Annotated in this window: 23 protein-coding genes and 3 pseudogenes; 7 read left to right on the forward strand and 19 right to left on the reverse strand. The window is 52.9% G+C overall.

Annotated elements, in window-relative coordinates; translation table 11 throughout:
• The first annotated feature begins 235 nt into the window (after nt 1–235).
• Complete coding sequence (locus EMB92_RS11960) at nt 236–592, forward strand: DUF6978 family protein (RefSeq protein ID WP_395952110.1); 357 nt, start codon at nt 236–238, stop codon at nt 590–592.
• On the forward strand, nt 589–1,365 hold the full coding sequence (locus EMB92_RS10730) for a DUF1829 domain-containing protein (RefSeq protein WP_150394876.1): 777 nt from the start codon (nt 589–591) through the stop codon (nt 1,363–1,365). Before EMB92_RS11960 ends, EMB92_RS10730 begins: the two co-directional genes overlap by 4 nt.
• Before the next feature lie 491 nt (nt 1,366–1,856).
• Here EMB92_RS10730 and EMB92_RS10735 read toward each other — a convergent pair whose 3' ends face one another.
• From EMB92_RS10735 to rfbC, 8 genes and pseudogenes are all read right to left on the reverse strand, one after another.
• On the reverse strand, nt 1,857–2,243 hold the full coding sequence (locus tag EMB92_RS10735; RefSeq protein ID WP_150394877.1) for a hypothetical protein: 387 nt from the start codon (nt 2,241–2,243) through the stop codon (nt 1,857–1,859).
• Complete coding sequence (locus EMB92_RS10740; RefSeq protein WP_150394878.1) at nt 2,240–2,779, reverse strand: helix-turn-helix domain-containing protein; 540 nt, start codon at nt 2,777–2,779, stop codon at nt 2,240–2,242. Before EMB92_RS10740 ends, EMB92_RS10735 begins: the two co-directional genes overlap by 4 nt.
• Nucleotides 2,780–2,814: 35 nt before the next feature.
• Complete coding sequence (locus EMB92_RS10745; RefSeq protein ID WP_150394879.1) at nt 2,815–3,372, reverse strand: hypothetical protein; 558 nt, start codon at nt 3,370–3,372, stop codon at nt 2,815–2,817.
• Between the two features lie 259 nt (nt 3,373–3,631).
• Nucleotides 3,632–4,540, reverse strand: a complete 909-nt coding sequence (gene rfbA / locus EMB92_RS10750) for a glucose-1-phosphate thymidylyltransferase RfbA (protein WP_150394880.1) — start codon at nt 4,538–4,540, stop codon at nt 3,632–3,634.
• Nucleotides 4,541–4,602: 62 nt separating this feature from the next.
• Nucleotides 4,603–5,694 (reverse strand): annotated as a pseudogene (locus EMB92_RS10755) (dTDP-4-dehydrorhamnose 3,5-epimerase family protein); the annotation flags it as partial.
• A gap of 136 nt (nt 5,695–5,830) precedes the next feature.
• Complete coding sequence (locus tag EMB92_RS10760; protein WP_223847711.1) at nt 5,831–6,934, reverse strand: ATP-binding protein; 1,104 nt, start codon at nt 6,932–6,934, stop codon at nt 5,831–5,833.
• A 224-nt stretch (nt 6,935–7,158) separates the two neighbouring features.
• Nucleotides 7,159–8,190, reverse strand: a complete 1,032-nt coding sequence (rfbB, locus tag EMB92_RS10765) for a dTDP-glucose 4,6-dehydratase (RefSeq protein WP_150394883.1) — start codon at nt 8,188–8,190, stop codon at nt 7,159–7,161.
• Between the two features lie 67 nt (nt 8,191–8,257).
• Nucleotides 8,258–8,812, reverse strand: a complete 555-nt coding sequence (gene rfbC / locus EMB92_RS10770) for a dTDP-4-dehydrorhamnose 3,5-epimerase (protein ID WP_150394884.1) — start codon at nt 8,810–8,812, stop codon at nt 8,258–8,260.
• A 1,087-nt stretch (nt 8,813–9,899) separates the two neighbouring features.
• Here rfbC and EMB92_RS11550 point away from each other — a divergent pair.
• The 5 genes from EMB92_RS11550 to EMB92_RS11855 all read left to right on the forward strand — a co-directional run bounded on the left by EMB92_RS11550 (nt 9,900) and on the right by EMB92_RS11855 (nt 13,796).
• Nucleotides 9,900–10,073: an integrase core domain-containing protein gene (locus EMB92_RS11550; protein ID WP_190973662.1), complete on the forward strand. Its 174-nt coding sequence runs from the start codon at nt 9,900–9,902 to the stop codon at nt 10,071–10,073.
• Nucleotides 10,074–10,248: 175 nt separating this feature from the next.
• Nucleotides 10,249–11,367 carry a glycosyltransferase family 2 protein gene (locus EMB92_RS10780; RefSeq protein ID WP_150394886.1) on the forward strand — a complete coding sequence of 373 codons (1,119 nt, stop codon included), beginning with the start codon at nt 10,249–10,251 and terminating at the stop codon, nt 11,365–11,367.
• 999 nt (nt 11,368–12,366) lie between these two features.
• On the forward strand, nt 12,367–12,507 hold the full coding sequence (locus tag EMB92_RS11965) for a hypothetical protein (RefSeq protein ID WP_223847722.1): 141 nt from the start codon (nt 12,367–12,369) through the stop codon (nt 12,505–12,507).
• A 321-nt stretch (nt 12,508–12,828) separates the two neighbouring features.
• On the forward strand, nt 12,829–13,062 hold the full coding sequence (locus EMB92_RS10790) for a hypothetical protein (RefSeq protein WP_190973663.1): 234 nt from the start codon (nt 12,829–12,831) through the stop codon (nt 13,060–13,062).
• 290 nt (nt 13,063–13,352) lie between these two features.
• On the forward strand, nt 13,353–13,796 hold the full coding sequence (locus EMB92_RS11855; protein WP_150394887.1) for a serine O-acetyltransferase: 444 nt from the start codon (nt 13,353–13,355) through the stop codon (nt 13,794–13,796).
• 35 nt (nt 13,797–13,831) lie between these two features.
• Here EMB92_RS11855 and EMB92_RS10800 read toward each other — a convergent pair.
• The 11 genes and pseudogenes from EMB92_RS10800 to EMB92_RS10850 all read right to left on the reverse strand — a co-directional run.
• A pseudogene (locus tag EMB92_RS10800) lies at nt 13,832–14,014 on the reverse strand (transposase); the annotation flags it as partial.
• A gap of 42 nt (nt 14,015–14,056) precedes the next feature.
• Nucleotides 14,057–15,325, reverse strand: a complete 1,269-nt coding sequence (locus EMB92_RS10805; RefSeq protein ID WP_150394888.1) for an ISL3 family transposase — start codon at nt 15,323–15,325, stop codon at nt 14,057–14,059.
• 199 nt (nt 15,326–15,524) lie between these two features.
• A pseudogene (locus tag EMB92_RS11970) lies at nt 15,525–16,163 on the reverse strand (ISL3 family transposase); the annotation flags it as partial.
• A gap of 71 nt (nt 16,164–16,234) precedes the next feature.
• On the reverse strand, nt 16,235–17,644 hold the full coding sequence (locus tag EMB92_RS10815; protein ID WP_150394889.1) for an APC family permease: 1,410 nt from the start codon (nt 17,642–17,644) through the stop codon (nt 16,235–16,237).
• 2 nt (nt 17,645–17,646) lie between these two features.
• Nucleotides 17,647–18,447: an ATP-grasp fold amidoligase family protein gene (locus EMB92_RS10820; RefSeq protein ID WP_190973664.1), complete on the reverse strand. Its 801-nt coding sequence runs from the start codon at nt 18,445–18,447 to the stop codon at nt 17,647–17,649.
• A gap of 159 nt (nt 18,448–18,606) precedes the next feature.
• On the reverse strand, nt 18,607–20,043 hold the full coding sequence (locus EMB92_RS10825) for an oligosaccharide flippase family protein (protein ID WP_150394891.1): 1,437 nt from the start codon (nt 20,041–20,043) through the stop codon (nt 18,607–18,609).
• Between the two features lie 63 nt (nt 20,044–20,106).
• Nucleotides 20,107–20,535 (reverse strand): DapH/DapD/GlmU-related protein, encoded by a 429-nt coding sequence (locus EMB92_RS10830; protein WP_223847712.1) that lies wholly within the window; start codon nt 20,533–20,535, stop codon nt 20,107–20,109.
• Nucleotides 20,536–20,703: 168 nt separating this feature from the next.
• Nucleotides 20,704–21,840, reverse strand: a complete 1,137-nt coding sequence (locus tag EMB92_RS10835) for a hypothetical protein (protein ID WP_150394892.1) — start codon at nt 21,838–21,840, stop codon at nt 20,704–20,706.
• Between the two features lie 77 nt (nt 21,841–21,917).
• Nucleotides 21,918–22,898: a WaaS/CpsH family glycosyltransferase gene (locus EMB92_RS10840; protein WP_150394893.1), complete on the reverse strand. Its 981-nt coding sequence runs from the start codon at nt 22,896–22,898 to the stop codon at nt 21,918–21,920.
• Between the two features lie 43 nt (nt 22,899–22,941).
• The gene (locus EMB92_RS10845; protein WP_150394894.1) at nt 22,942–24,030 is read right to left on the reverse strand and encodes a glycosyltransferase family 4 protein; all 1,089 of its coding nucleotides are present in this window, start codon (nt 24,028–24,030) and stop codon (nt 22,942–22,944) included.
• Between the two features lie 11 nt (nt 24,031–24,041).
• Nucleotides 24,042–25,169, reverse strand: a complete 1,128-nt coding sequence (locus EMB92_RS10850) for a glycosyltransferase (protein WP_150394895.1) — start codon at nt 25,167–25,169, stop codon at nt 24,042–24,044.
• Nucleotides 25,170–25,172: the final 3 nt, after the last annotated feature.

Genomic DNA, 25,172 nt, shown 5'->3' on the forward strand with positions numbered 1-25,172 from the left:
CATCCGACATCGGGCTCTCGCCTACGGTCCCCCAAGCGAGAGATTCCTGTCATCATCCGACATCGGGCTCTCGCCTACGGTCCCCCAAGCGAGAGATTCCTGTCATCATCCGACATCGGGCTCTCGCCTACGACGCCTCAGCGAGAGGTCACTGTCTCGCCGTGACGGAGATCTCCCGCCAGAGCCTCGCCCAGCGAGCGATTCCTGCCACGGACAGGCACGAACCTCCCACCAAGTGCGCCTCATCGAGAGAACACCGCCGACACTCGAACCGCATGTCCCGCCGACAGCACACCAGCGAGACACAACCGCACCACCACCACGACAACCTCTCGCCACACCACCAAACGACACCACCGTTCTCATACGCGATAATCAATTATGCGTTGAGGGGACTCCGCATACCAATCCGGATGGTTCCAAAATAGGACGAACCCGCTTACACGTCTATCATGAAGGTGTTGACGACAGAGTTGCATACCCGATTGATATCGACTCTCCCGATTTCGTGGAGGACACCGTGATGTTGTTGGATAGATTCCACGTGGTTCGTAAGCCGAACTTCCAGGAAGGGATCGAAGGGACGGCATGAAAGAGCAGACTGAAAACATCTCCGATCTCGTCGAAGAGTGTGGCGAATGGCTCAGACGCGAGTCCTCCATTCGCAAGTATGGAGAATGGCACGAGATCACTTTCCCGTTCCTAGACGACACCAATGATCAGATGTGCTTCTATGTGAAGACCAGCGATGGGGCCACGTCGTTCACCGATGACGGCTACACCGTGGCGGGTCTGAATGCCGCCGGTATAACGCTCACCGGCAAACGACTCGACCGCCTTAGCCGCATCGCACGTCGTTTCGGCGCCACACTCAACCCCGAGGGGGAGATCACGCTTGAGACGGAAGGCAGTCGTCCCGATGCTATGAACCGCTTCGTCCAAGCCCTTTCCAACATGCAATCGATGACAGAGACGGCACAGCACCGAGTTGCCGAATACTTCGCCGACGACGTGGCGGCGGCACTTGACGCAAATGGAGTGTTCTACACCCAAGGCATTAGTGTCCACGGGGCATCCGGCTACGAGCATGGTTTCGATTTCCTGTTCCAGCGGAGCGCGAATCATCCCACACGGTTTTGTCAGGCCCCCAACCGTCTGGACCGCGGCGCGGCGGAGCGGATCATCTTCGGTTGGACCGACACCGAACAGGCATCGGAGCGAACGGGATCCAAACTCATCGTGATCGGAGACGACCGCGAACTCGAACTGAGGGATTCTTCCGTGCAGGCGTTGATGAGCTACGGCATCCGTGTAATTCCGTTCAGCGAACTACCAAGCAGGGCGAACGACGAGCTCGCGGCCTAAGGCACCCACATGCTACGGGCCCGTAGGCGAGAGGTCGACGTCACCGTTCGACATCGATCTCTCGCCTACGATCCCCAAGCGAGAGGTATGCGTCCGTCCGTGGCGGAGATCTCTCGTTGGGAGAGTCCCCGGCGAGAGATTCCCGCCACGGACAGACAGAAACCTCCCGCCAAGGACGTCTCACCGAGAGAAAACCGGCAACACCCGACCCGCATGTCTCGCTGACAACGCACCAGCGAGCAACAACCGCACCACCATGACGACAACCTCTCACCAACACACCATCCAACGGCGAGCACGATTCCTCGACGGTCTGAACACCGGCTGTTTCCGCGGGTCGACACCGGGATTAGCCGATCAACTCACGGCATACCACAAGAAACGATCAGTACTCGCCCCGATTGGGGATGATGACGACACGACCCTCAGCCACATCCTTCAGATGCCTGCCATACGGGGACTTGCCATAACGATCCGCAGACTCCAAAAGCTCATCCTTCGTGATCCTGTTTCGAGTTCGCCTCACTCAGCTGCAACGGTATGGTGTCTCCAGGAAGTTCATAGCGACGAAGCTGAGCGATGAGGTCGGGACGCACAAAAGGCCAGATGATGTCAAGCGGCACGGTATCCACCTTAGGCCGATCGAAGGAGACGGCGTAATGCAGTTCCGTGGCCAGAAGCGGATCCGCATTCGTCGGCATGTCTTCAGTTCGCATTTCCATCCGGATCACGAACTCATTCGACCAAGGTTTGCCCTCAGTCTCACTGAGGCCAAGCGAAAACGACAAGTTACGAGCCTTACCGATTACCCCCTGAGGTCCGCGAACCAAATCGAACCGACTGCTCTCCTTAAAGAGGGCGATCCACACTACCTTCATTGCGCAACCTCCGTTTGGCTGACTGTCGATACAACTTCCGACCTCTGCCCACTCCAATTGGGAACAACAGAAAGAACAACTGAAATGTCTTGTTGATGCTCCTTTCCGGGAATCAGCGTAATCCGCTTGACCTCTTCTGCATCGGCTTCGCCTTTTATCTCTACGGAAGCCTTGTAGGTTGCACGACCCGCAGTCACACTGTCATCTTTCCACTCCGTAAATGCCGGAACGGTATATTGCATCTTCTTGTATATATAGTGTCTCGCCCCTTCAGGCTTGGTCTCGGCGGGCTCGACTACGTATCCGATCCTAGCGCCGACTTCCAGAGCATAGTCGGTAAGGAGAGACGTCAGACTGGTCTTGCCGTTCTCGATCTGAGAGACATACCCCTGCGTCACATTCATAGCGTCAGCAAGCTGCGCCTGCGTCATCTTGCGGCGCTTGCGCATAGCCACCAACTCGTCCAGCAACTCCTCAGCATTGTTATACAGATCGAAAGCAAGTTCTCGATAATCATATGCTTGGCCCTCGGTCATGAGACTCACCTCTCTAAATATTAGTATTACTAATATTACTGCATTGGCTCGGCAATCGCCGGACGAATCCACCCTTCGGACGCGTTACGCTTATGCAAATCAATGGCTTGATCGATCTCCTTGTTCTGTTCAGCAGCAATGATGGACTCATCCCCACTGCGTACATCCTTGAGATGCAAATGAAGACCGAAAACGATACGGGGAAACTCTTGGGGCTCCGACTCGTAATGCCTGATCTGCTCTTTGCCGACTCCGCCAAGCAGCCGTTCATCGCGATGCCATCGAAGCTCAAACATGGGAATGTCCTGCTGCCAAGCGCGCGAGACAGGAATCACTTCAGTTCCAGGTGTCAAACGACCCATTTTTGCACGAATTAGCTTCACCTCCAGAAAGGCGGCAAGACGCGCCTTGTATCGTTCGAAATACCTTGGCGCCAAAACGCCCCACGCCATTTCTTGGTTGGCCGCCCTACCTGCGAACCATGTTGCAAGTGCATGTTCGAGCGCCTCACCACGGGCGACCTCAAGCGGCCCACCAAACCATTGGTAGTCAACGCCGCTACCCCGAACGCATCTGCTGCCAGCAATCTTCAAATCGCACCCTTCTTGAGCAATTCGTTTGTATCAACATAACAGCAGATACGAACATTTGTTCTAATCTTGTATGTTGCGACTAATGACGATCGACCATCACGCGACCGACGACCGATTCGCATGAGGCCCGAAGAACCGGACACGCATCCCGCCAACACCACATCACAACGAGTAGGGGGCAGCCGCACCCGACTGCCCCCTACCTACTAGCATGCCCCCAGCACACGCCGATCATCTCACGACATACCACGAGAAACGATCAGTACTCACCCTGGTTGGGAATGATGACGACACGACCCTCGGCCACATCCCTCAAGTGCCTGCCATACGGGGACTTGCCATAACGATCCGCGGACTCCAGAAGCTCGCCCTTGCTGATCCACCCGTTCTCGTACGCGATCTCCTCGACCACCGCGATCGGCAGCCCCTGCGCGCGCTGCACCGTACGCACGAACTCACCCGCCTCATACAGGGAATCCATCGTGCCGGTGTCCAGCCACGCATAGCCGCGACCAAGCGTACGCACGTTGAGCGTGCCATCATCCAGATACATGCGGTTGAGGTCCGTGATCTCGAGCTCGCCGCGCGCGGAGGGCCTGACCTGCTTGGCGAACTCGGTGACCCGCTCGTCGTAGAAGTACAGGCCCGTCACCGCGTAGTGCGACTTCGGCTCCTTCGGCTTCTCCTCGATCGATACGGCCTTCTTGTCCTTGTCGAACTCAACCACGCCGTAGCGCTCGGGATCGTCCACGTAGTAGCCGAACACGCTTGCGCCCTCTCCATTCTCAGCCTGGGCGACGGCCTTGCGCAGCGTGTTGCCCAGACCGTTGCCGTAGAAGATGTTGTCGCCGAGGACCAGCGCGCACGGCTCCCCCGCGATGAATTCCTCGCCGAGGATGAATGCCTGCGCCAGACCGTCCGGACTCGGCTGCACTTTGTAGCTGAAGTGGACGCCGTAGTGCGATCCGTCGCCGAGCAGTCGCTCGAAGTTCGGCAGATCCTTCGGCGTGGAGATGATGAGGATGTCGCGGATGCCAGCGAGCATGAGCACGCTCAGCGGGTAGTAGATCATCGGTTTGTCGTACACGGGGAGCAGCTGCTTCGACGTGACCGTGGTCAGCGGGTACAGTCGGGTGCCGGATCCGCCGGCGAGGATGATGCCTTTCATGATGATGTCCTCTTTTTCTCTCGTTGCTCTAGTCCAATGTGGAAACTAACCGATCAGTGCTGAAGATCCACAATGCCATAGTTGGCACGAGAATCGAGCACATGGAAAATCTCAGATGCTACTCGTTCCGTATCTACAGCGACGGACTTGCTGCATCGCAGAATGTAGTGTTCCGGCGCGTTCTCGACAGAGATATCGCCAGCTGCTTTGGTCCAACCATACGTGTCCGACGGCGCAACGTCATCGGCACCGCCGCTCTGCTCGTTGCCGTACACGCTGATTGAACTGATATGAACTAGTGTGATATGGTGCTCCGCCGCAACTCGCGCCAGCAGAGCCGGACCGGATGCATTGAGCCGCCAAGCCATGGCATATGCCTCCGGCTTATTCGCCTTATCAGCAACGAGCTCCCCCGCGTTGATGATCGTCCCGTACAGCGACCAGTCGAACCGGTCATACGCCATCGGATCGGAGAAGTCGAACGTGTCGATATCCGTGTACTCGAAGCCCTGCAGACCGTGCGCTTCGGCGTAGGCGCGGATCGCGTGGCCCAGCTGTCCGTTGCAGCCCGTCACCAGGGTCCGCTTCGGCGCCATCGGCTTCGCGTCCTTGAGCATCGGGTGATGCAGGTCCGCCTCGCTCCGCTCCGACTCCTCCAGGGGGATCGGCCACTGGATGTTGAGGGTCGGGTCGGCGAGGTTGACGAACGTGTACGTCTTCTTCTGCTCCAGACTCCAGTGCGCGTTCACCAGATACGTGTACACCGTCCCGTCCTGCAAAGCCTGGAAGCTGTTGCCCACGCCACGCGGCACATAGATCGCACGCGACGGATCCAACCGGGTCGTATACACCTGCCCGAAGCTCTCACCCGGACGCAGGTCCACCCACGCGCCGAAGATCTCACCGGCCGCGATCGAGATGTACTTGTCCCACGGCTCCGCATGGATGCCACGCGTCACGCCCTTCGTCGCGTTGAACGAGATGTTGTTCTGCACCGGACCGAAATCCGGCAACCCCAGCGCGGTCATCTTCGCACGCTGCCAGTTCTCCTTGAACCAGCCACGATTATCCCCATGCACCGGCAGATCGAACACCAACAGGCCCGGAATATTCGTCTCCGTAACCCTCAATTCCTTCTCAAACTCAAACGACATGATCCATTGTTCCTTTCTTCCTTATTTTCCATCAGGGGGAAATAAGATCGTTGCAATTCCAACGTTTTAGCTCTTCAATCAACTTAGCTGCTTTCTGCTGCTTTCTGCATTCTGCAGAAAGCAGCAGAAAGCAGGCCTAACCGCTTCGTCCGGCAATCTGCCATTTCGAGAATCTGCGCGAACCAGTGTTGACGATGACACCATCCCGCCTCATCGAAGTAAGCAGATTATCAATCTTGCGTTGTCTCTCATCATCCGACAGCTCCTCGCCGAGTTTAGGGATCAAGAGCTCATTGATATCGGAACGCGTCGCCGTACCGAAAGTCTTCAGATACTGTTCCACAAGCCGCCGATAGAACATATCATCCTGACTGTGCGCGCGTATGAAATCCGCCTTGATATCCGTGGCAGCCGCGACAACGGGAGCCACACGAAGACGCGGCTTGCGGCCGACGATTAGCCCGGACTTCCGTAAATGAGAAGCTGTTCCGTCTGGAATCGCCATATGCTTCTGCACGCGGTCCAGCGCCAGGACATCAGATAACGGCAGATCCGTATTGCTCAGCAGCAGACGGGTGTACTCCGGGTCGACCACCCCTCCGTACATGGTGAGACGGACCTTCTCGGGGTCGCTCAGATCATAGTCCGGCAACGGCAGATACCGTTTCGCCTGTACCTCGTTCATACGTTTGATGCCGTATCCCATGCGGTCGATCATGTATAGCTCGCTCATGGCGCGGACGAGGAACGGATTGCGATAACGATCGGGAGACTTGGCCCCCAGCACGTAATCGTCCGGTGTGCCCTCGAAGAACGAACCGCAGCTATCGAACGTGAGTCTGTCCGGATGCTCCGTGACCAGAATTCGGGCAGGGCGGCGGTAATCCTGATGGGCGATACAGTTATGCAACGCCTCAAGCACCGATTGCTCGTCGTATTTCGAGACCTCCTGCTGCAGAAGAGTCCCGGGCGGCAGCAAACGAATCTGGATATTGCGGATACGACTGTACAGTCGGGTGGTGGTCAGCATGAAAGGAAGACCGAAATGCTCGTAGGCGTTCTCCTGTCCGACGAGCTTCCAGGTCATTTCGTACATTCCGGCGGGCAGTTTGTCCACTGACTCTTCTTTACCGAGGAGCAATAGCGCGGCACGCGTGATTGCTCCATCACGCGTCACATGAGCGCGGTTCAGGAACTCCCGGTCGCTCCATCCCGAGATCAATCTTCGCAGAATCGACATGAGCTCATCCCGAGAGTATGACGCCATGCTCACCTCCACGTCACGGTCTGTACCATATGCCATTTCAGGACAAGGCTCCCGACGTCCGTCCTAACTACGACCACAGCCGCCGGGGACTTTGCCTGATACGTCAAGCGATGTGCTATCTTAAAGATGCTTTCAGGGCCACCCACATGTGGGGTGGCCGTTTTCATATTCGTTCTAATCCGCAGCCGAGGGCGGACTCACTGTCCCTGCTGCTTGTACTTGGCTTCGGTGGCGGCCTTGGCGGGCTCCCACCAGGCGCGGTTGTCCGTGTACCACTGGATCGTCTGCTCGAGACCGGACTCGAAGTTCGTGTGCTTCGGACGCCAGCCCAGCTCGGTCTGCAGCTTGGTCGAGTCGATCGCGTACCGGCGGTCGTGGCCCGGACGGTCCTTCACCCAGTCGAACGCGTCCTCCGACTGGCCCATCATCCTCAGGATCATGCGCAGCACGGTGATGTTGTTCTTCTCGCCATTCGCGCCGATCAGGTACGTCTCGCCGATACGGCCCTTGGTCAGGATGTCCCACACCGCGCTGGAATGGTCGTCCGTATGGATCCAGTCGCGCACGTTCAGGCCCTGCCCGTACAGCTTCGGGCGCAGGCCGTCGAGGATGTTCGTGATCTGGCGCGGGATGAACTTCTCCACGTGCTGGTACGGGCCGTAGTTGTTCGAGCAGTTCGAGATCGTCGCGCGGATCCCGAACGTGCGATGCCACGCACGCACCAGCAGATCCGACGACGCCTTCGTGCTCGAATACGGGCTCGACGGGTGGTACGGGGTCTGCTCGGTGAACTTGTGCGGATCGTCGAGGGCGAGGTCGCCGTACACCTCGTCGGTGCTGATGTGGTGGTAGCGCACGTCGTACTTGCGGCACGCCTCCAGCAGGCGGAACGTGCCCTCCACGTTCGTCTTCAGGAACGGCTCGGGGTTGGCGATCGAGTTGTCGTTGTGCGACTCGGCCGCGTAGTGCACGATCGCGTCATGCCCCGGCACCAGCTTGTCGAGCAGCTCCGCGTCGCAGATGGTGCCATGCACGAACTCCACACGGTCACCCAGGATCGCGCGGATGTTCTCCAGATTGCCCGCGTAGGTGAGCGCGTCCAGGACGGTGATGTGCACGTCGGGGTGGTTGTTGTACACGTAGTGCACGAAGTTCGAACCGATGAACCCACAGCCACCGGTCACAATGATGTTATGAGGAGCAAACACCTCTTGGGAATCTTCAGCCATACTCCTCATCCTACAAGGGGGTACCCCGTGAAACCTCCTTATGCGCCGAAAAGCTCAAACAGAAGCATCAAAGCGCATCACGCAAGAGCGGAGCTTGTCGGTTCTTCTCAGACAGGATGTCCGGACGCAACCCAACGATGCCGCCCATTGTCCAGTCAATCGCAAGATCGGGATCATCATAACGGATGCTCTTCGCATGGTCACCCGAATACACATTATCCGTAAGATACTGTAATTCAGTATTGTCGCACAAGGTCACGAAACCATGAGCATACCCACGCGGAACGTACATGCACCGATGATTTTCCGGTGTTAGTTGGAATCCGCACCACTGTCCGAACGTCTCGCTGGACGGCGTGATGTCGACGCCGACGCTGTACACCGCGCCCGCAATGCAGCTGACAACCTTCGCCTGAGCATACGGATCAGCCTGATAGTTCAGGCCACGCACCACGCCGGCGTGTTCGGTGTACGAATGGTTGAGCTGTTCGACATGGTCGAACGACAATCCGGTCTCCTGAAGCTCGCGCACGGAGAAATCAATCTGAAACCAACCGCGGTTGTCTCCCAAACGGCGAGTCGCTAACAACGCACATGCCAAAGCACGATCAATGATTACCATAAGTTATATCCTAGGCGTCATACACACACAAGCACGCATCATGCGGCTACGAATCTGATGTGGTCTGTATTGTTCCGCGTTTCGTCGTTTTGATGGAAGACTAGGATCATGGGACTCGTTACAGCAAGCAATCCCAGACGAAGGCCCTCAGACTTCTGGAGGAGTCACACGTAAACCATGTGTCGGAGAAGAGGCCCGCAACCTCGAAGGCATCGAATCTGGGCATCTCACCCGAGACGCTACTCCGCTGGCGGAACAGGGCCGAACGGGCCACGGAACCAATGCTGCGCTTGACGCGGAGGAGATGGCAGCCGAGTTAAAGCGCCTACAAGCCGAGAACGCGCAACTGCATAGAGCGAAAGAGATCCTGATGACGGCGTCGGCTTTTTCGCGGCCAGGCTCGAATCGACACGTCGCTGAAGGTCGCGTACATCGACGCCTTCAGGCCCCGTTTCGCGGTCGGGCCGATCTGCAGGGTACTGTCCGCGGTGCTGAACTGCGGGTCCCTAACCGAACGCGGCTACCGCATGTTCAGGGCAAGGCATCCCGGTCAGATGCGCACGGCACGAGGCGGTGGCGCGTGACATCGCGATGTTCCACGACGACGAGTTCATGCGCGTGTACGGATACCGCAAGGTATGGCACCAGCTGATCGACCGGGGAAGTCGGCCGCGATAAGGCCGCCCGTATCATGCTTGAGCTCGGCATCTAGGGCGTCCGGGATACAGGAGGCCCGTCACCACGATCCCCGCCAGAATTCGGGAACGGCCAGCACAGACCTGATCTGGTCGAACGCAGATTCGTAGCCGCCGGCGCCGAAACGGCTACACGTTGCCGACATCACGTACATGCGGCTGGCAGATAGCTCGTTCGTTTACGTCACGTTCGTCAACAACACGTTCGCCAGAAAATCGTAGGCTAAGCGTCCGCCCGGACGATGCACCCACAGGACTGCCCCTGCATACGTTGGATCAGGCCGTCACGTGGACGCGCTGCCACGGCAGCGCGGACGAGTGCATGCATCATTCCGATACACAGGTCGCAGTACATCAACCTCGCGTACTTCACGCAAGTAACGGACACGGGAATGCTCCCGTCAACCGGCACAGTCGGCGACTCGTACGACAACACTCTGAGCGAGCGTACGAACAACACGTACAAGCGCGAGCTGACCTGGATCAACAGGCCGTACCGGACAGTCGACGAGCTGGAATACACGACCATGCGATGGGTGGCATCATACAACTCGAAACTACTGTAAGCCCCCTAGGTTACATGACCCGGACATGTCAAGTACAAATACTATAATAGGAAATGGTTCAAACCGTTTTACAGTAGAACCAAAAAACATCCCACTTCAGACATACGCATCATTTAGCTCAATATAATTGTTGTCAATATCATTATTCTGTTCCTTCCACCCTAAGGACAAGTACATGCCCACCGTAAAGTCAGTAATCAAAACAATCCTCAAAAACGCTCCCGGCAAAGATTTGGCACGCCATATCGCCATCTCTCAAGTTTCACATTCGCGAACTACCCACATCAGCAATGCTCGAGAACTACTTCAGAGATTCTCTCCAAAGCCTTCATATCGCTACAAGAAGCCCACGACCTTGACACCCTTCGCAGAGAATTACGATGTCTCCGTAATTGTTCCAGCGTATAATGTTGAGTCCTTTATCGAAGAATGTCTTACATCATTAGTGGAGCAACAGAGTAATTATTCATTCGAGATTATCGTAGTGAACGACGGATCCACCGATGAAACGCCTGATATAATTAATAGCATTGCCGACCAACACAGCAATGTGCATGCCATCAATCAACACAACAAAGGTTTCTCCGGTGCCCGAAATACTGGAATCAATAATGCAAAAGGCAAATCAATTATGTTCGTCGATTCCGACGACAAAGTGGCACCAGGACACATTGAGTCATTTGCATCTTCTTTGTTCAATAGCGAATACGATTTTATTACAGGCAGGTATACAATAATCAATGAATCTGGAAATTATTTAAGCAAGGGTGAAAAACCGCGTTCAATGGGAGCACCATGGGGACGCATCTATCGACGCAAGGTCTGGGATAATATACGATTCCCTGAAGGATATCTTTTTGAAGATACCATTCAAAATTTTTGCATTAAACCTCTATTCACCGAGCTGGACATAGATGACACGAGCTACATGTACCGATCTCGCGCCACTTCAATTTCCCACTCAATCAGCAGAAACCGACGCTCAGTTGAGACATATTGGATCATCGAAGAACTGATTGAAGAATGCCGCCTGCTGGGTGTTCCTTTCGACCAATACCTGTACGCAAGAACGATCAAACAATTCGGAGCAGTTGCCTATAGAAGGATATTAGCACTGAATAACGAGATTCAGCACATTTTCTTTGCTGCTTGTTCTGAATTCCTCGTAAGTATTCCCGAGTTTAAATCATTTTGGTATACTCAAGACGAAGTCTTAGGAGACATTGAAAAAGCACTGTTACGCTGCAACTTTAACATGTGGCGAACCGCCTGTCAGTTTGCTCAGATTTATTGATTGATCTCATTCCATATCTCTCATTAATACAGGCTCTTCAGGTTTTTGTATGGGTGTGATTTGTGGGTTGTCTTTACTGGTTATTGGTGTCCGAGAAGTGTAAGGTTGAGTCCGAGGCATTTGAGCATGACGAAGCTGGTGAGGTTGTCGAGGTTGCGGTAGCCGTAGCTGATCTTGATGGTGGTCTTGATCTAGTTGTTGTTCACGGCCTCGAATCTGGCATTTGACAGTCCGAAACGGTTGGTCGTGAGGATGCCCCATCATCGCTGGTCGATCTTCTCGCCGAGCCGGACCAATCCGGGGATGCCGGAAAGGGTGTTTTTGTTCATTGTTTGTTTGTTTGAGCTATGCTTTTCGGCCTACTTCCAATTGAACACACACCATGTGCACGGCATACACTCGTATCGTCGCACCCGCACCGGCAGATGCACGGCGCGCTGGACGACCGGCATGTGCGTGAACCAGCGTCGCCACGAGGAACGCACACGGCCCGGGTCCGCACCGCGTGCAATACCTGTGTCAAGTTAGGATGGACGAACGAAACTGCACGGCCCCGACACACCAAAAACGGAATAGATATATAATATTCTTTTAGTCATACTGAATAGGAGAATGACAATATGATTACCAACAAGGAAGATTTATTTGACTATCTTGACGAAGATTTAGCTTTTCTTTCTCATAAGTTATATATATATTCCTATAGATTTTTCTGAATCTCAAGTTATCGGTAAAATATTATATCAATTAAGATGGGTAGAGTATCACACAAATAATAATCATAGAATACGAGCTTTATATCACGACATATTACTAAACAGGTTGGAAAATAGATATGGCATTCACATACATCCCAATACCTGCGGTAAAGGTTTAAGTATTGCCCATCTTGGCATCATAATAATAAACGACAAAGCCCATATAGGCGATAATCTGAGAATTCATGTTGGCGTCGTCATAGGGAAAGGTCACGATGGCGTGCCACAAATAGGCAACAATGTGTACATCGGGCCCGGGGCCAAGATTTTCGGAAATATCTACATCAGCGACAACTGCAAAATAGGGGCAAATGCCGTTGTCAATCATAGCTGCCAGACTGTTGGCGCAACGCTAGTAGGCATCCCAGCAAAAGAGCATTAATTCGTGATTATTTGATCCTTCGCCAGTTTGTGTGGTGGGGTGTTGGGTCTCGGCGTCTTCGCCGGGGCTTATTCGTGTGGGATACGAAAGGGGGCGTTCTCCTGTATGGTTTGTTTCCGCCAAGAAAGTAGAACCGAAACAAGGAAACGCCTGTGCCAACCATATCAGCCGGCGCGCTCAAGCGCATGCTGCACCTACCCGCCAACGTCGTGGCCGGCGCGCCACGCGTCGAGGAGGACCCGCACGGGCAGACCGTCGTCATCGTGCCGGCGCACCCGTACGCGGACGACACGGACCGGTGCGCCAGATGTATTTTCAAGTGTGCGTCTGCGTTGTGTGCAGGAGCTCGAACGCACGCTCGCGACGGTGAACCCGGCCGAACTCATCCACTGCATGCACGACATCCAGGACCGGCTTGAGGACATAGCCGCGCCGCGCACAGCGCGGCTGGCCAGACGCGCGGGCCCGGACATGGCATACTTGAACAAGACGCTCGCACGGATCGCGGGCGTCGAACCGGAAGACAGCCAAACCCCACCAGCCGACAAGGACTAGGATTTCGCGCTCACCCCCAGTGAGGCACCACTCCGGATTACGCGCTCACTTTCAAATGAGGCACCTCGCCCATTCAAGACATTCAGTACAAGCATGAAATAAACCATGCTTAGTTACCATATATTCATCAAAAAAACAGTTAAGATTGTTATATTTCAACACGGTACAATCAATTTTGGTTATGATCACTATTGTTTTTAGGGGGAGGGAGAAAGAAATGATCGTGAGCAAAGTAGATTTACATGATTACCTTGACATAGATTTAGCTTTCGCACAGATTATTTATACATATGCCTATCGATTTTTCCGAATCACAAGTTATTGGCAAATTACTATATCGATTAAGACTGGTTGAATATCACACCAACAACAATCACAAAATAAGAGCAAAATATCACTATATATTACTAAATAGGTTGGAGAATACATATGGCACTCACATCCACCCAAATACTTGCGGAAAAGGACTAAGCATCGCCCATCTTGGTACTATTGTCATTAACGATGAAGCCAAGATAGGTGACTACTTACGAATTCATGTTGGAGTAGTCATCGGAAAAGGTCACGGTGGCGTACCGCACATAGGGAACAACGTGTATATTGGCCCTGGTGCCAAAATCTTCGGCGATATCTCCATCGGCGACAACTGCAGGATCGGAGCCAACGCGGTCGCCAACCATAGCTGTCACACTGCTGGTGCAACTCTAGTAGGAGTACCCGCCAAGGCGCATTAAAAGGCTCTTCGCATTTTGGTGTGTAAGGATCGTGGTTAGAGGTGGTGTTGGATGGCCTGTCTGAAACCGCCGGTATGCAACAGGCTACGGGTGATGTAGTTATCAAGGTTGCGGAAACCCAGGGCGATGCCGCGTAGCGTCTCGAGCCTGCCGTTGATGGCCTCAGTGGGACCGTTGGCACTGTGCTGCCAGTCGAAGAACGAGAGAATATGGCTCTTCGGGTGTTTGTGTGGGCGTGAGTCAGTGGTTGTTCCTACTGGTTATTGGCGTCCGGGGAGTTGGAGGTTGAGTCCGCCGCATTTGAGCATGACGAGGCTGATGAGGTTGTCGAGGTTGCGGTAGCCGTAGCCGATCTTGATGGTGGTCTTGATCTTGTTGTTGATGGCCTCGAGTCTGGCGTTGGACAGTCCGGAACGGATGGTTCTGAGGATGTCGAAGTGGCGCCTGGCGATCTTCTCGCCGAGCTGGACGAATCCGGGGATGCCGGACAGGGACGCGTCGGCGGCCCATTGGCGCAGCAGGGGGTCGGCTGTGTCGGCGGTCTGTTTGAGGATCATGCGCAGGCGTTCCTTGAGCTTGTACGCCTCCCAGAGGGTCTCGTTGGTGTTGGCGATGCATTCCAGTTGGGCCTTCTGCCCGGCGGTCAGGTCGTCCTCATTCTTCAGCAGCGCCCAGCGCGCGCCCTTGACCGGATCCTTCGCGCCCTTTTTGGCGACGCCTTTCTTCCGGGCCTCGCGCCATGCGGCGGTTCGTACCTTGTCGAGCGCGTCAGTCGCCCAGGACACGATGTGGAACCCGTCGAGGATGCGTTCGGCCTGCGGGCACCAGCGGAACGCGCACTCGTCGATCCATCTGGCCCCGTCGCCGGTGACGACCCGGATGGAGGCGCGCTGCGCCTCGGTGAGCGTCCGGAAGAACAGGTCGAACACCTTCTCGCCGTGCCCCTCGTGCATCCATACGACCCTGCCGCGGTCGTGGTCGACGACCACGGTCATGTACCTGTGGCCCTTGCGGTAGCTGGTCTCGTCCACGCCGATGGAGCGCAGATGGTCGAACAGGCCCGCCCCCTGTTCGGCCCGCAGGTCGTCGGCGACCCTCCTGCACACGGGGCCCACGCTCTTCCAGTCGATGCGCATCAGCGCCGACACGGCGCTTCTGGGCGCGTGCACGCTCAGCCAGGCGACCTGCTGCTCGAAGTCGCGCGTGTACGCGCTCTTCCTGCGCGCCCACGGCGCCATCGCGACCGTCACCCCGTGCTCGCGGCACATGACGCGCGGCGGCGCGTACTCCAGCAGGAGCCTGGCGCACCCGAGGTCGAGGTGGCGCCAGCGTCGCACGCCCAGCCGGTCGTACGGCCGGCCGTGCCCGCCGCATCTGGCGCACCGGTCCATATCGCCCGCGTGCGGGCGCACCGGCACGATGACGACGCTCCCGCCACGCGGGTCGTCCTCGACGCGGGGCGTGGAGACCACGACGTTGGCGGGCAGGTGCAGCATGCGCTTGAGCGCGCCGGCTGATATGGTTGGCACAGGCGTTCCCTTGTTCCGGTTCTACTTTCTTGGCGGAAACAAACCATACAGGAGAACGCCCCCTTTCGTATCCCACACGAAAAAGCCCCGGCGAAGACACCGAGGCACAACACCCCACCACACAAACTGGCGAAGGCTCGAGAATATCGTGCATACGCCGTTTCAACGTGCGGCCCAGCGTGACGAGTTCAGGATAATCGGGCGCGCTGCCCTTGGCGTTGAGCGCTTCGATGAGCTCGGCCATCATGCCGCGTCCCCTGCGTCTGTCCTCCTCGCGGTAGCAGCGGATGATCCTCTGGTAGACGCCGTGCGCGAGCCGCAACGCCGTGTTGGCGGGATCGTCGAGCAGCCGGGCGGCCCGCTCCCGCTGTTTGTCGGTCCTCAGACTCTCGGTCTTCAACAGGACGCGTCGCCCCCGGTACAACGGGTCATGGTTAGTGCCGCGTCGTCCGGTCCGCTCGCGTTGGAGCCGGCATCGCACGGCGGTGAGCTTGTCGCCGGGGAGTTTGACGATGTGGAACGGGTCCAACACCTCCACAGCGTGCGGTATCTCACGACTGGCGGCCTTCTTATAACCGGCAAACGCGTCCATGGCGATGACCTTCACATGGTCGCGGAACGATTGTGGCCGTTCGGCGAGCCACCGGGCGAACGCCTTCTCGCTCCTGCCCTCGACCATATCCAGCAAGCGGGCCGGCCGATCCTGTCTCCTAGGTGTCAGGTCGACGATCACGGTCACATACCGGCTACCATGCCTGGCGTGCCGCCATACGTGCTCGTCCACGCCGACCGTGTCGACACCATCGAACCGCTTCGGATCCGCGATGAGAGCTTCCACACCCCTGGCTATTAAAACAACGCTTGCCTACTTATGCAGCATCGTTGCCATTTATGTGAATCTATATCGAATCAATGTCGGGAACGCACCGAATATAAGTAAAACAGCAGCCCCAATACGACCCAAATCGCAAGACAGATATATGATTCTCGTCCAAGCGAGCACTCCAAAGAGGGGATGGGAACGAGCAGGATGACCATGAACAATACAGCAAAGATAATACCCAATACGCCCGTAAAGCAAATCCAACGATTGCGATCTCGAACCGCATATTTCAACGCTGCAGCCGATGTGTATGCATAACCGATAGCCGCTCCCAATGACGACATGTCAACCAGCCACCCCAGCACTGTGCGGCCAAAAAACGGCGCTATCAATGCGAAGCACAGCAGGAAGACAATTGCATTACGTGGCGTATGCCGTTTAGAATCGATTCTTCCGAAACATTCCGGCAAAATATTCGAGACAGCCATCGAGTACACTAGACGGCTTGACGCCATGAAAAACCCCAACAATCCAGAAAGAATCGCACCAAAGACGGCAGCGCTAAGGACAACAAGTCCAAACCGTCCAAGTAATCTATATGCCGCGTTAAATGTGGGCAGAGCCTCAATTCCAGACAGAGACGGAACTTGCTGAATGTACTCATACCAATTAGAGAAACGTTGCGGAATCACGGACGCCGTAAGCGTATTCAAGGCCACATACACGAACGCACCGAACAATATCGAAACCACCATAATCACTCTGGTCTTATTCGGAGAGAATTTATATTCCTCCGCCGACTGCGGCACAGTATCAAAACCGACGAACGCCCATGGCGCAACGGCGAGAATCGCAACAACTGCAGAAAATGAGGATTGTCCAGGTCGAAGCAGTGGTTCCGGAAAAACGGAGACCGGCGAGAATACCGCAGGAATGCAGACAAGAGCTACTCCAATAATAAGAGCAGCAGTCAACAGGATCTGAAAACTGCCGACTTGTTTAACCCCGACGATGCACAATACGCCAAAGAACAATATGGCGATAACAGCAATTAGTACTTCCCATAAATAGATGGGATTACCCATCATACGGTATTCAATGCCTTGCCGGAACACATCACCCCACAAGTTTCTCACGATAAGGGCCAGAGCAGTAGCATTCATAGGAACGAGCGCCGCGTATGAAAGTACCAGAAACCATCCGCAGAAGAACGCATGCCTGTCACCAAATGCATGCTTTGCATAGATGAATCCGCCGCCAGCCACTGGAAATCTCTTGATCATGAAATGATAGTTGCAAGCTATTACGATCATGATTCCAGAGGCGACCAACATACCCAAGGCTGTGCCCAAAGGCCCGGAACGAGGCAGGAACGTATTCCCCGGCATAACAAAGGCGCCCCATCCGATAATGCAACCGAAGGCAAGTGCACATACATTTAACGGCGACAATTCTTTTTCAAGATGCTCTTTGGAATCTTCCACGTGTGCAGCCATTATCATTCTCCATCAATAATAGGATCATTTGGCAATTGGATCTTGTCTCCCATGATCCGGTTCATTTCGGCGGGATGCCAATTCTCCATTCCTGACATAGGGTAGAAGGTCATTTCACCGAAACGAATGCTGCCGTCCTGCAGCACATAGAAGTCACAGCGGAGGAACGGCAAACCTAAGGACAATTTACGAGCCAGTTCGATTAGTTCATCCAGGCATCGCGGAGCAGACACGGGCGTTGGCATCAGAGGATTATGGTAGTGGAACGACTGCAGTTTCCACGACTTATCATAGAACCCCTCATAGGTGTGTTTGCCAATACGACCTGTGATGTACTGGATATATTCTGGTTCGCCGTTGAAACACCAGATTTTATAGTCATGGAGCCCCTCGCTGCCATCATTCTCAAGATATTCCTCAGCGATTATGCGAGGATGAACATTCTTGTACGGCCATTCTCGATTAGCTAGATAGTAATTATGATTCAGAGATGTCTGCAACGTCTTCTTCGCGGATTGCCAATCCAGTGAGTTCTTATCCGCGCAAATCACCAATCCGCCGGAATCATGAGTACATTTCAATACGAATTTATCTGGCAGAGAATCAGTATTAATGGAATCTGTATCATCCCATACTGCAATCGTTGAGGTTATATATTGATTGCCGATACGCTCAGCGACATATTGCTTCGCTGCGTATTTGTCAACCATGGTCGTGAACACAGATTTGCGATAGTGGAGTTTCAGCCACTGCATTTTTTCTGAGAACAAAACAGGATGGGAGAAATCAATACTCCCGCCCATCGTAATTCTATATAAGCATCTAAGAAAGCACTCATCGGATAGATGATCCAACATGCCTGCCTTCAATGCTGTGAACCATAGCTTGCGGCAAATTCTACGAATGAGGTTCATAAATCTTCTCGTTTCCTTTCATTATTCAAACTACAATGATAAAAGTAATTATCGACTCATCATTTCTTTATTCTTCTTAAAAAGAATAAGAAAAACAACAAAAATCAAGCATATGATAGCAAATCTAATCAAGTACAGTTTATACAACGGCAATGCCAGAAGACATACAACAGTCATCCCTCCAGAGATAAGGAGCACTATAGCATCAGGATACACTGTCTCCTTCCCGTTCACAAATCTAAAATGCACCCTTCGTGATACGAACATCTGGATGCCTGACAGAACGAAATATGCGAACAGCGTCGTATACGCTGCGGACATGTACCCCATCCAAGGAATGAATATGGCATTCAATACGACGTTGGTACATGCCGCCGCAATCGAAGAAATCATGATGAAAGATGACTTTTTATGATAGAGCAACACATTGGAATACATGTTGGAGATTGCAATCTGGAAGATGCCCCCGGCCAGTGGAGGCATGATGTAGATGGCGGAATAATACTCTTCTGTTGCCACAATTCGCACCACCTCAGGAGCAAAATAGGTAATGCCAATACACACCAGAGAATAGGCGAAGAGCAACCGGATTGAAATGTCCTTGATCTTCTTCTTGCCTTCGTCATCATCGATGTTGCGATATAGGAACGGAATGAAAGAAGTATTGATGGCACCCCACACAATCGTTGAAATCATGCTGATTGATGAGAGTGTGCCGTATATGCCAACTGCAGAATGTCCGACCATGTTGCCGATCATGATTCGATCTGCTGCGTTGAACACCTGCACTGCAAAGGAATTCGCTATTAGAGGCAAGCTGAGCGCCAATGAGAATTTCCAATATTTTTTTGAGATGAAGACCTTACCGCGAATCATCGTATAGAACCATAAAATGATTGCGACTACGTACAGCACTGAGTAGTTGGCAAACAATCGTCCATGAGCCACGTTATCGGTTCCATGCAGCATGATTACCACGGCAACGGAAAGCGCAGATGCCAGCACAGCCGATCCGATGATGACCAACGCAGCTTTCACATACTTATACTCAAATCGCTGTCGAGCAAGCCAGAAATCAGTTGCAGGAGTGAACAGGAACCCGAACAGCATCAGCAACGACAATGACTCATCCAGACCTGTGATGCTGTTCCAAAACGATGGGTTAATGAAGTAAATCACGAAACAAGCAAGTGCCGAAAAGGAGGTCAGGGTGAGAACCGAGGATTCGTATTGGTTACGTTCCTTTTCGAATTCCTTCAACGCAACCATATAGCCGCCTGAAGTCAAAGCCAGTGTCACCACCACATTTATCATCGTCTGCCATGTGGTAAACAGATTAACCGTTCCCATTTCTGATGTAGTCATCAATCTGGTGAAGATTGGAACGGTAATAAAAGCCAAACCACGAGAAAACACAGAGGCCAAGGTATAGACGACCGCCGATTTCATTCCCTGTGAGACTTCTTTTTTCTTTGCGTGCTTCATATCGAACAAACCCAAGTTACACTCGTATTCAACTAATGTTGCATATCACCATCTGACGCACAATCATGCATGTTTGCGCAGCACTCGGAATGGATTTCCAACAGCGGTAGCATAATCAGGGACATCCCCGAAAACTACAGCACCGGCTCCGATCATGACATGATCGCCAATATGAACCGGCCCAAAAACTGTGGCGTTCGCGCCAATCAGTACATCATCACCAATGGTGGCATTGGTTTCTGAACGCGTTCCACGACTGCTTTTCCCAATGACAGCACCAGGAAGAACTGATAGATTCTTCCCAGCCTTATAAACGGAAATGACACAATGCATATGTGGAATATATAGTCCTCCTCCAATCATACCTGATATTTCAATCGTTTCAGGAATATGCAGGACAGTGCAATAATATGCATGCGTCAATTTATCGCCACGCATTCTGTACTCGAGTACAGAGCGAAAAGGTGAAACCATGGAAAGTGCATCAATCATGGACCGATATGAGGCAACCTTCTCCTTGGGGAGGTACCTGCCCAAATCCATGTCAATGATATCACGATTCCTGTGATACCATGCAGCAATAGGTGCAAGCACGATAAGCAATAGGATGCTTTTTATACGCTTCATAAGAAAACCCTCTCGAGAGCAGATGTCTTTTTATCACGAACGATATAACGCAAAAAACCGACCGATGAGTATGTACGCGACAACGTTATAAATGTTGATTGCAAATGATACATAAATGGAGAATCCCAACATACTTGCCAGCCACGCCAGCATGAATGGAGCCATGGGGCGTGACATACTGCGCTTGTACGATAGGCCATATACAATCGGGACAATAAGCAGAATGACGTAAATCAATGTAGGTACTGCTCCATATTTGAACATGGTCAGCAATACCAGATTGTCAAGATATTGGTATTGAGTGCCAAACACAAAATATGAAGCATCAATGCCCTGCCCGAATAGCAGATCGCGCATTGAGACCTGACTAAAGAAGGCCATGAGCTGTCCGCTTCGGGAGTCAGAATTCATGCGGTTGCTGATACTACTGGTGAACAATGCCAGATAGTTCCAAAACACCGCAATCAGCATCGCAATGAGAATGAATATGCAGACACGAACAAACAGTTTCTGCTTGAATCTATTGGATACCTTGAAAACGAATATAAGTAACAAAATGACGCCATGAACGGACCAGCTTCGAGATTGAAGAATAAGGGACAACACGGTCAAAGTTACGATTTCCACAAACGTAAGCACAAAATAGTTGCCGACGCTATTCTTGTTAAACAGCAGATTGGCATACATCAGCAACATCGCGTGCGTAATTGAATATACAGCCGCCGAAGTCAACAAACGAACGGAAAAACCGTATTCACTGACAAAACGCACCGTCTCGAATAAAGCCACAGCGGTGAACCCCGCACATAGCACAAATATGGCATTCAACACGTCATTCCACACCTGTTCGTCGTAGCCGATGAACATGGTGAAAGCGATGATAAAGCACATAGAGCTGACACCGGAGTTGTTAATGGCATCTGCAAGCCTCATACCTGACGGCAGATTCAGCATCCAGAACATCCCGAATCCCATAAGAACAATCGCGAGAAAACCAACAATCCCGGAATTCGGTGCCCTCCAATATCTGATGATCGCTGCGATGGAAGCCACAAGAAGCGCAACCAACATCGCCATGTTCATCATGTTGGAAGTTGTGTTGATGGTATTGCCGCTGATAAACGCACTCGGGAACAGAGGGTTAGGAGTAAAAGGCTTGTTGACCCTCATATAGCAGAATCTGATGAAATATATCAGAAACGCAAACCAGATCATCAGTCTGGCGGTATCAGTACGAGTAATCGTCATCAGGCACGTCCGGTCAATTTATCGTCAATGAACTTCAACATTCGCATAGGAGAGACATTATCGGCATATTGGTAGTCGACATCACCAATAGTGTTCAACAGAGTCAAATCCATATGTTCTGGATCAGTAAAGACTGAAATGAAGTCCTTATTGTAGAAAGGAGCATTCGAAACCTCTGGATTGTCTGTCAGCAGCTTCTTTCCATAGGTAATGGCTTCGCAATAACGCAGGGTATAACCTCGTCCGCCCTTCTGCATGATCTCCAGCATGCAATTGGTTTTGGCAATGCGTTGCAGATTTTCCTGATACGGCAGCAGGTCGCAATAGTCGATCTCATCCGCGTAACGTCGTTGTTCTTCGGGCACATCGACGATATGAAAATCGCACGTATATCCGCGACTTCTGAGTTGTTCGTAGGCTTTCAGAATGTCGGAAAGACGATCCTTCGCCTTGCCGACAAAGTACACATCGCTACGCGGAATCTCCGGATTGTCGGGGACGTCCACCCTAGAATAGACCAAAGGATAGTACTCCCAGCCATACTTCTTGCAGTCATCCTGATCGAACGACAATACCAAATCGAAATGATCCAAAACAGTGCTGGGATCCATTCCTTTGACCTTGGCTGCGAGATCCTGATAGAACAGGACAATGCGGCAGTTCGGATAGTGTTTCCTCAGATAACGCAATAGACCGTATCTCACCAACGGCAGGTACCGTGTGAACAGCACGAAACAGATGTTGTCGTCGCGGGTAAAGTCGTTCTTAAGATAGAACCGGTTCCAAATTCCCTTCCCCGGCAGATCTATGATCGCATTGATGCGGACCCCGAAATGGTGGTTGTACAGGAAATTGACAATCCTGCTTTTAAATGGAATAAACGTATCATCATATACTGCTTCGGGGTCACGTTTGACGTCGGCGTATGCCGCTTCGTAATAGTCGTTCTCCGACCCACCCACTACGTATTTGTATTCCATTGTTTTCCTCGCCGTTCGTTCTTCCATCACCGTTATTCAGCCATCATAGGCGGAACTTATCGCATTCATGAATGAATTTGTCTGTAATGACTTCTACGCTGCACTGATCCCCGGCAAAACGTTTGGCCTGTCCGCCCATTTCCGCTGCTGCCGACGGATTCTGTATCATCCGTCGAATCGCTTTTTTCATGGCGGCTTCGTCGTTCACAGGAACAAGCAATCCACTCTGACCGTTAATAATCATATCGGACGGACCGGTACGGCAATCCGTGGATATGCAAGGCATGCCCACTGCCATTGCCTCCAGCAACGCATTGGGCATCCCTTCATAGTTCGACGGCAACACAAACAGGTCGTGACTCATCAGTTTGCCAAGTACATCGTTGGTCCGGCCTTCAAGTTTCACCTGTCCGTTAACACCTTTGGCATCAATATGTTGCTGAAGATGCTCACGTAGCGGACCTTCACCGTAAATCGACAAACTCAGATCCGGGTATTCGTCGAGCAGATCCGCAACGGCGTCAATGAGCATAGTCTGGTTTTTCTGCGGTACCAAACGACCTGATGTCATAATGGTCCGCACATGGCGTATCGGTTCGTGCGCCGCTTCGAGAAATGCATCCGAAACCGGGTTGAACACCGAGAAAATCTTCTTCTGCATCCGCTTCGGGAAAAAGTCCTTCTGCATTTGATTCTGGACGAATACGGCATTCGACGCCTTGTATGCAAGCATCCATATCGCACGTTGCATACGGCTTCCTTGAGTACTTGCCGGATCATTCCTGATCGCAGAAATGAAACATGTATGGTGCCCGACTGCAGCCATGCGTCCTTCCACCAGCACACTGCCCATCATGCCTATCGTGAAATCTGGCTGTATCTCACCGATAAGCGAGGATACCTGACGGATACGATTCAATGACTTGCTTATTTTGGAACGTCCCACTGTCGCATTCATCAGATGAACGTGGACCTTGTCACTCAGCGGATAATCATTATCCGTCCGCTTGTACAAGCCGATGTGAACGTCATGCCCACGCTCAGCAAGACTGCTCGCCAGTATCGAGGTGACGCGTTCCGCACCGCCTCCGAAGAGCTGGTAGATCAAAAACAGATATGTGTTCCTGGCCATATCTCGGTTCCTTACCGGCGTGCCGTCTGGCCGTCGCCAAATACCACCGCGACGAACGTCTTGACTGCCTCATGCATGTTGAACGGCGAATTCAAGATGGCTCGTCCGATGGACAGTCTGTCTTCAGTACCGTTAGGCGCCGAACATGCATCCGCCCAATCAGAAACGGCATCCTGTGTGATGGGCAGGTAACGAGTGGAATCCAATAGCTTGGCCTCCGGCGTTACCTTATCTGAAGTGATGCAGGTCAGACCTGATGCTTGTGCCTCGATGAGCACGTTTGGCATACCCTCGAAGAATGACGGCAGCAGCAGCACATCAAACATCGAATACAACGACGCAACCTGCGGCGTAGGAGGCAGGAACGTCACCTTGCTGAATATGCCATCAGCCTGCGCCTTATCCTCCAATGCTTGGCGTTTGTCCCCCTTGCCGACGAGGAACAGACGTGCATTGATTCCTCGATTGCTCAGCTCCTTAAGCACATCAAGACTATAGGCCTGGTTCTTCTGTTCAACCATCCTGCCCACGGTGCCCAGCATCAGAGTGTTCTCACTGATATGATGCTCATCACGCAATATTCTGCGCTTGTCAGCGTCAAACGCATAATCCTCGAAGGCGATCGCATTCGGAAGCAGCGTGTAACGTCCCTCACGCACAGCCTTGTCACCGAACATGAATCTCGCTGCCACACCAGACGGCGCTACCATCCGCTTGGTCGCAATCTTAAGAATCGGCATGCCAAGAATGTGAGACAGACGCTCGAACGCGGACTTTCCGGATGTATTGGAGTTCGTGGAGCGGAACACCGTATTGCCCACGCCGCCGAGACGCGCCACCAACAAATCAAGCGAAGCCATAGCGTTCTCCGCGTTGCGGATAACGCAGCAGTACGTTCCGCTCCGTGCAATGCGGTAGATATCTGCCATCGCCTTGACCGGGTTAGAGCTTTTCTTCGTCACACGGATGATTCGCCCGCCAAGGCTTTTGATCTCCGCATCGTAAAATCCCTCTTCGTCCGTGGATACCGCAAAATCAAGCTGATACTTGGTCTTGTCAAGAGCCCGATAATATTTCATCATCATGGTCTCGGCACCGCCGGTATCCATCTTCGAAACTACGACCAATGCACGCTTCATGTT

It is taken from the genome of Bifidobacterium callitrichos, assembly GCF_008698085.1.
GTDB lineage: Bacteria > Actinomycetota > Actinomycetes > Actinomycetales > Bifidobacteriaceae > Bifidobacterium > Bifidobacterium callitrichos.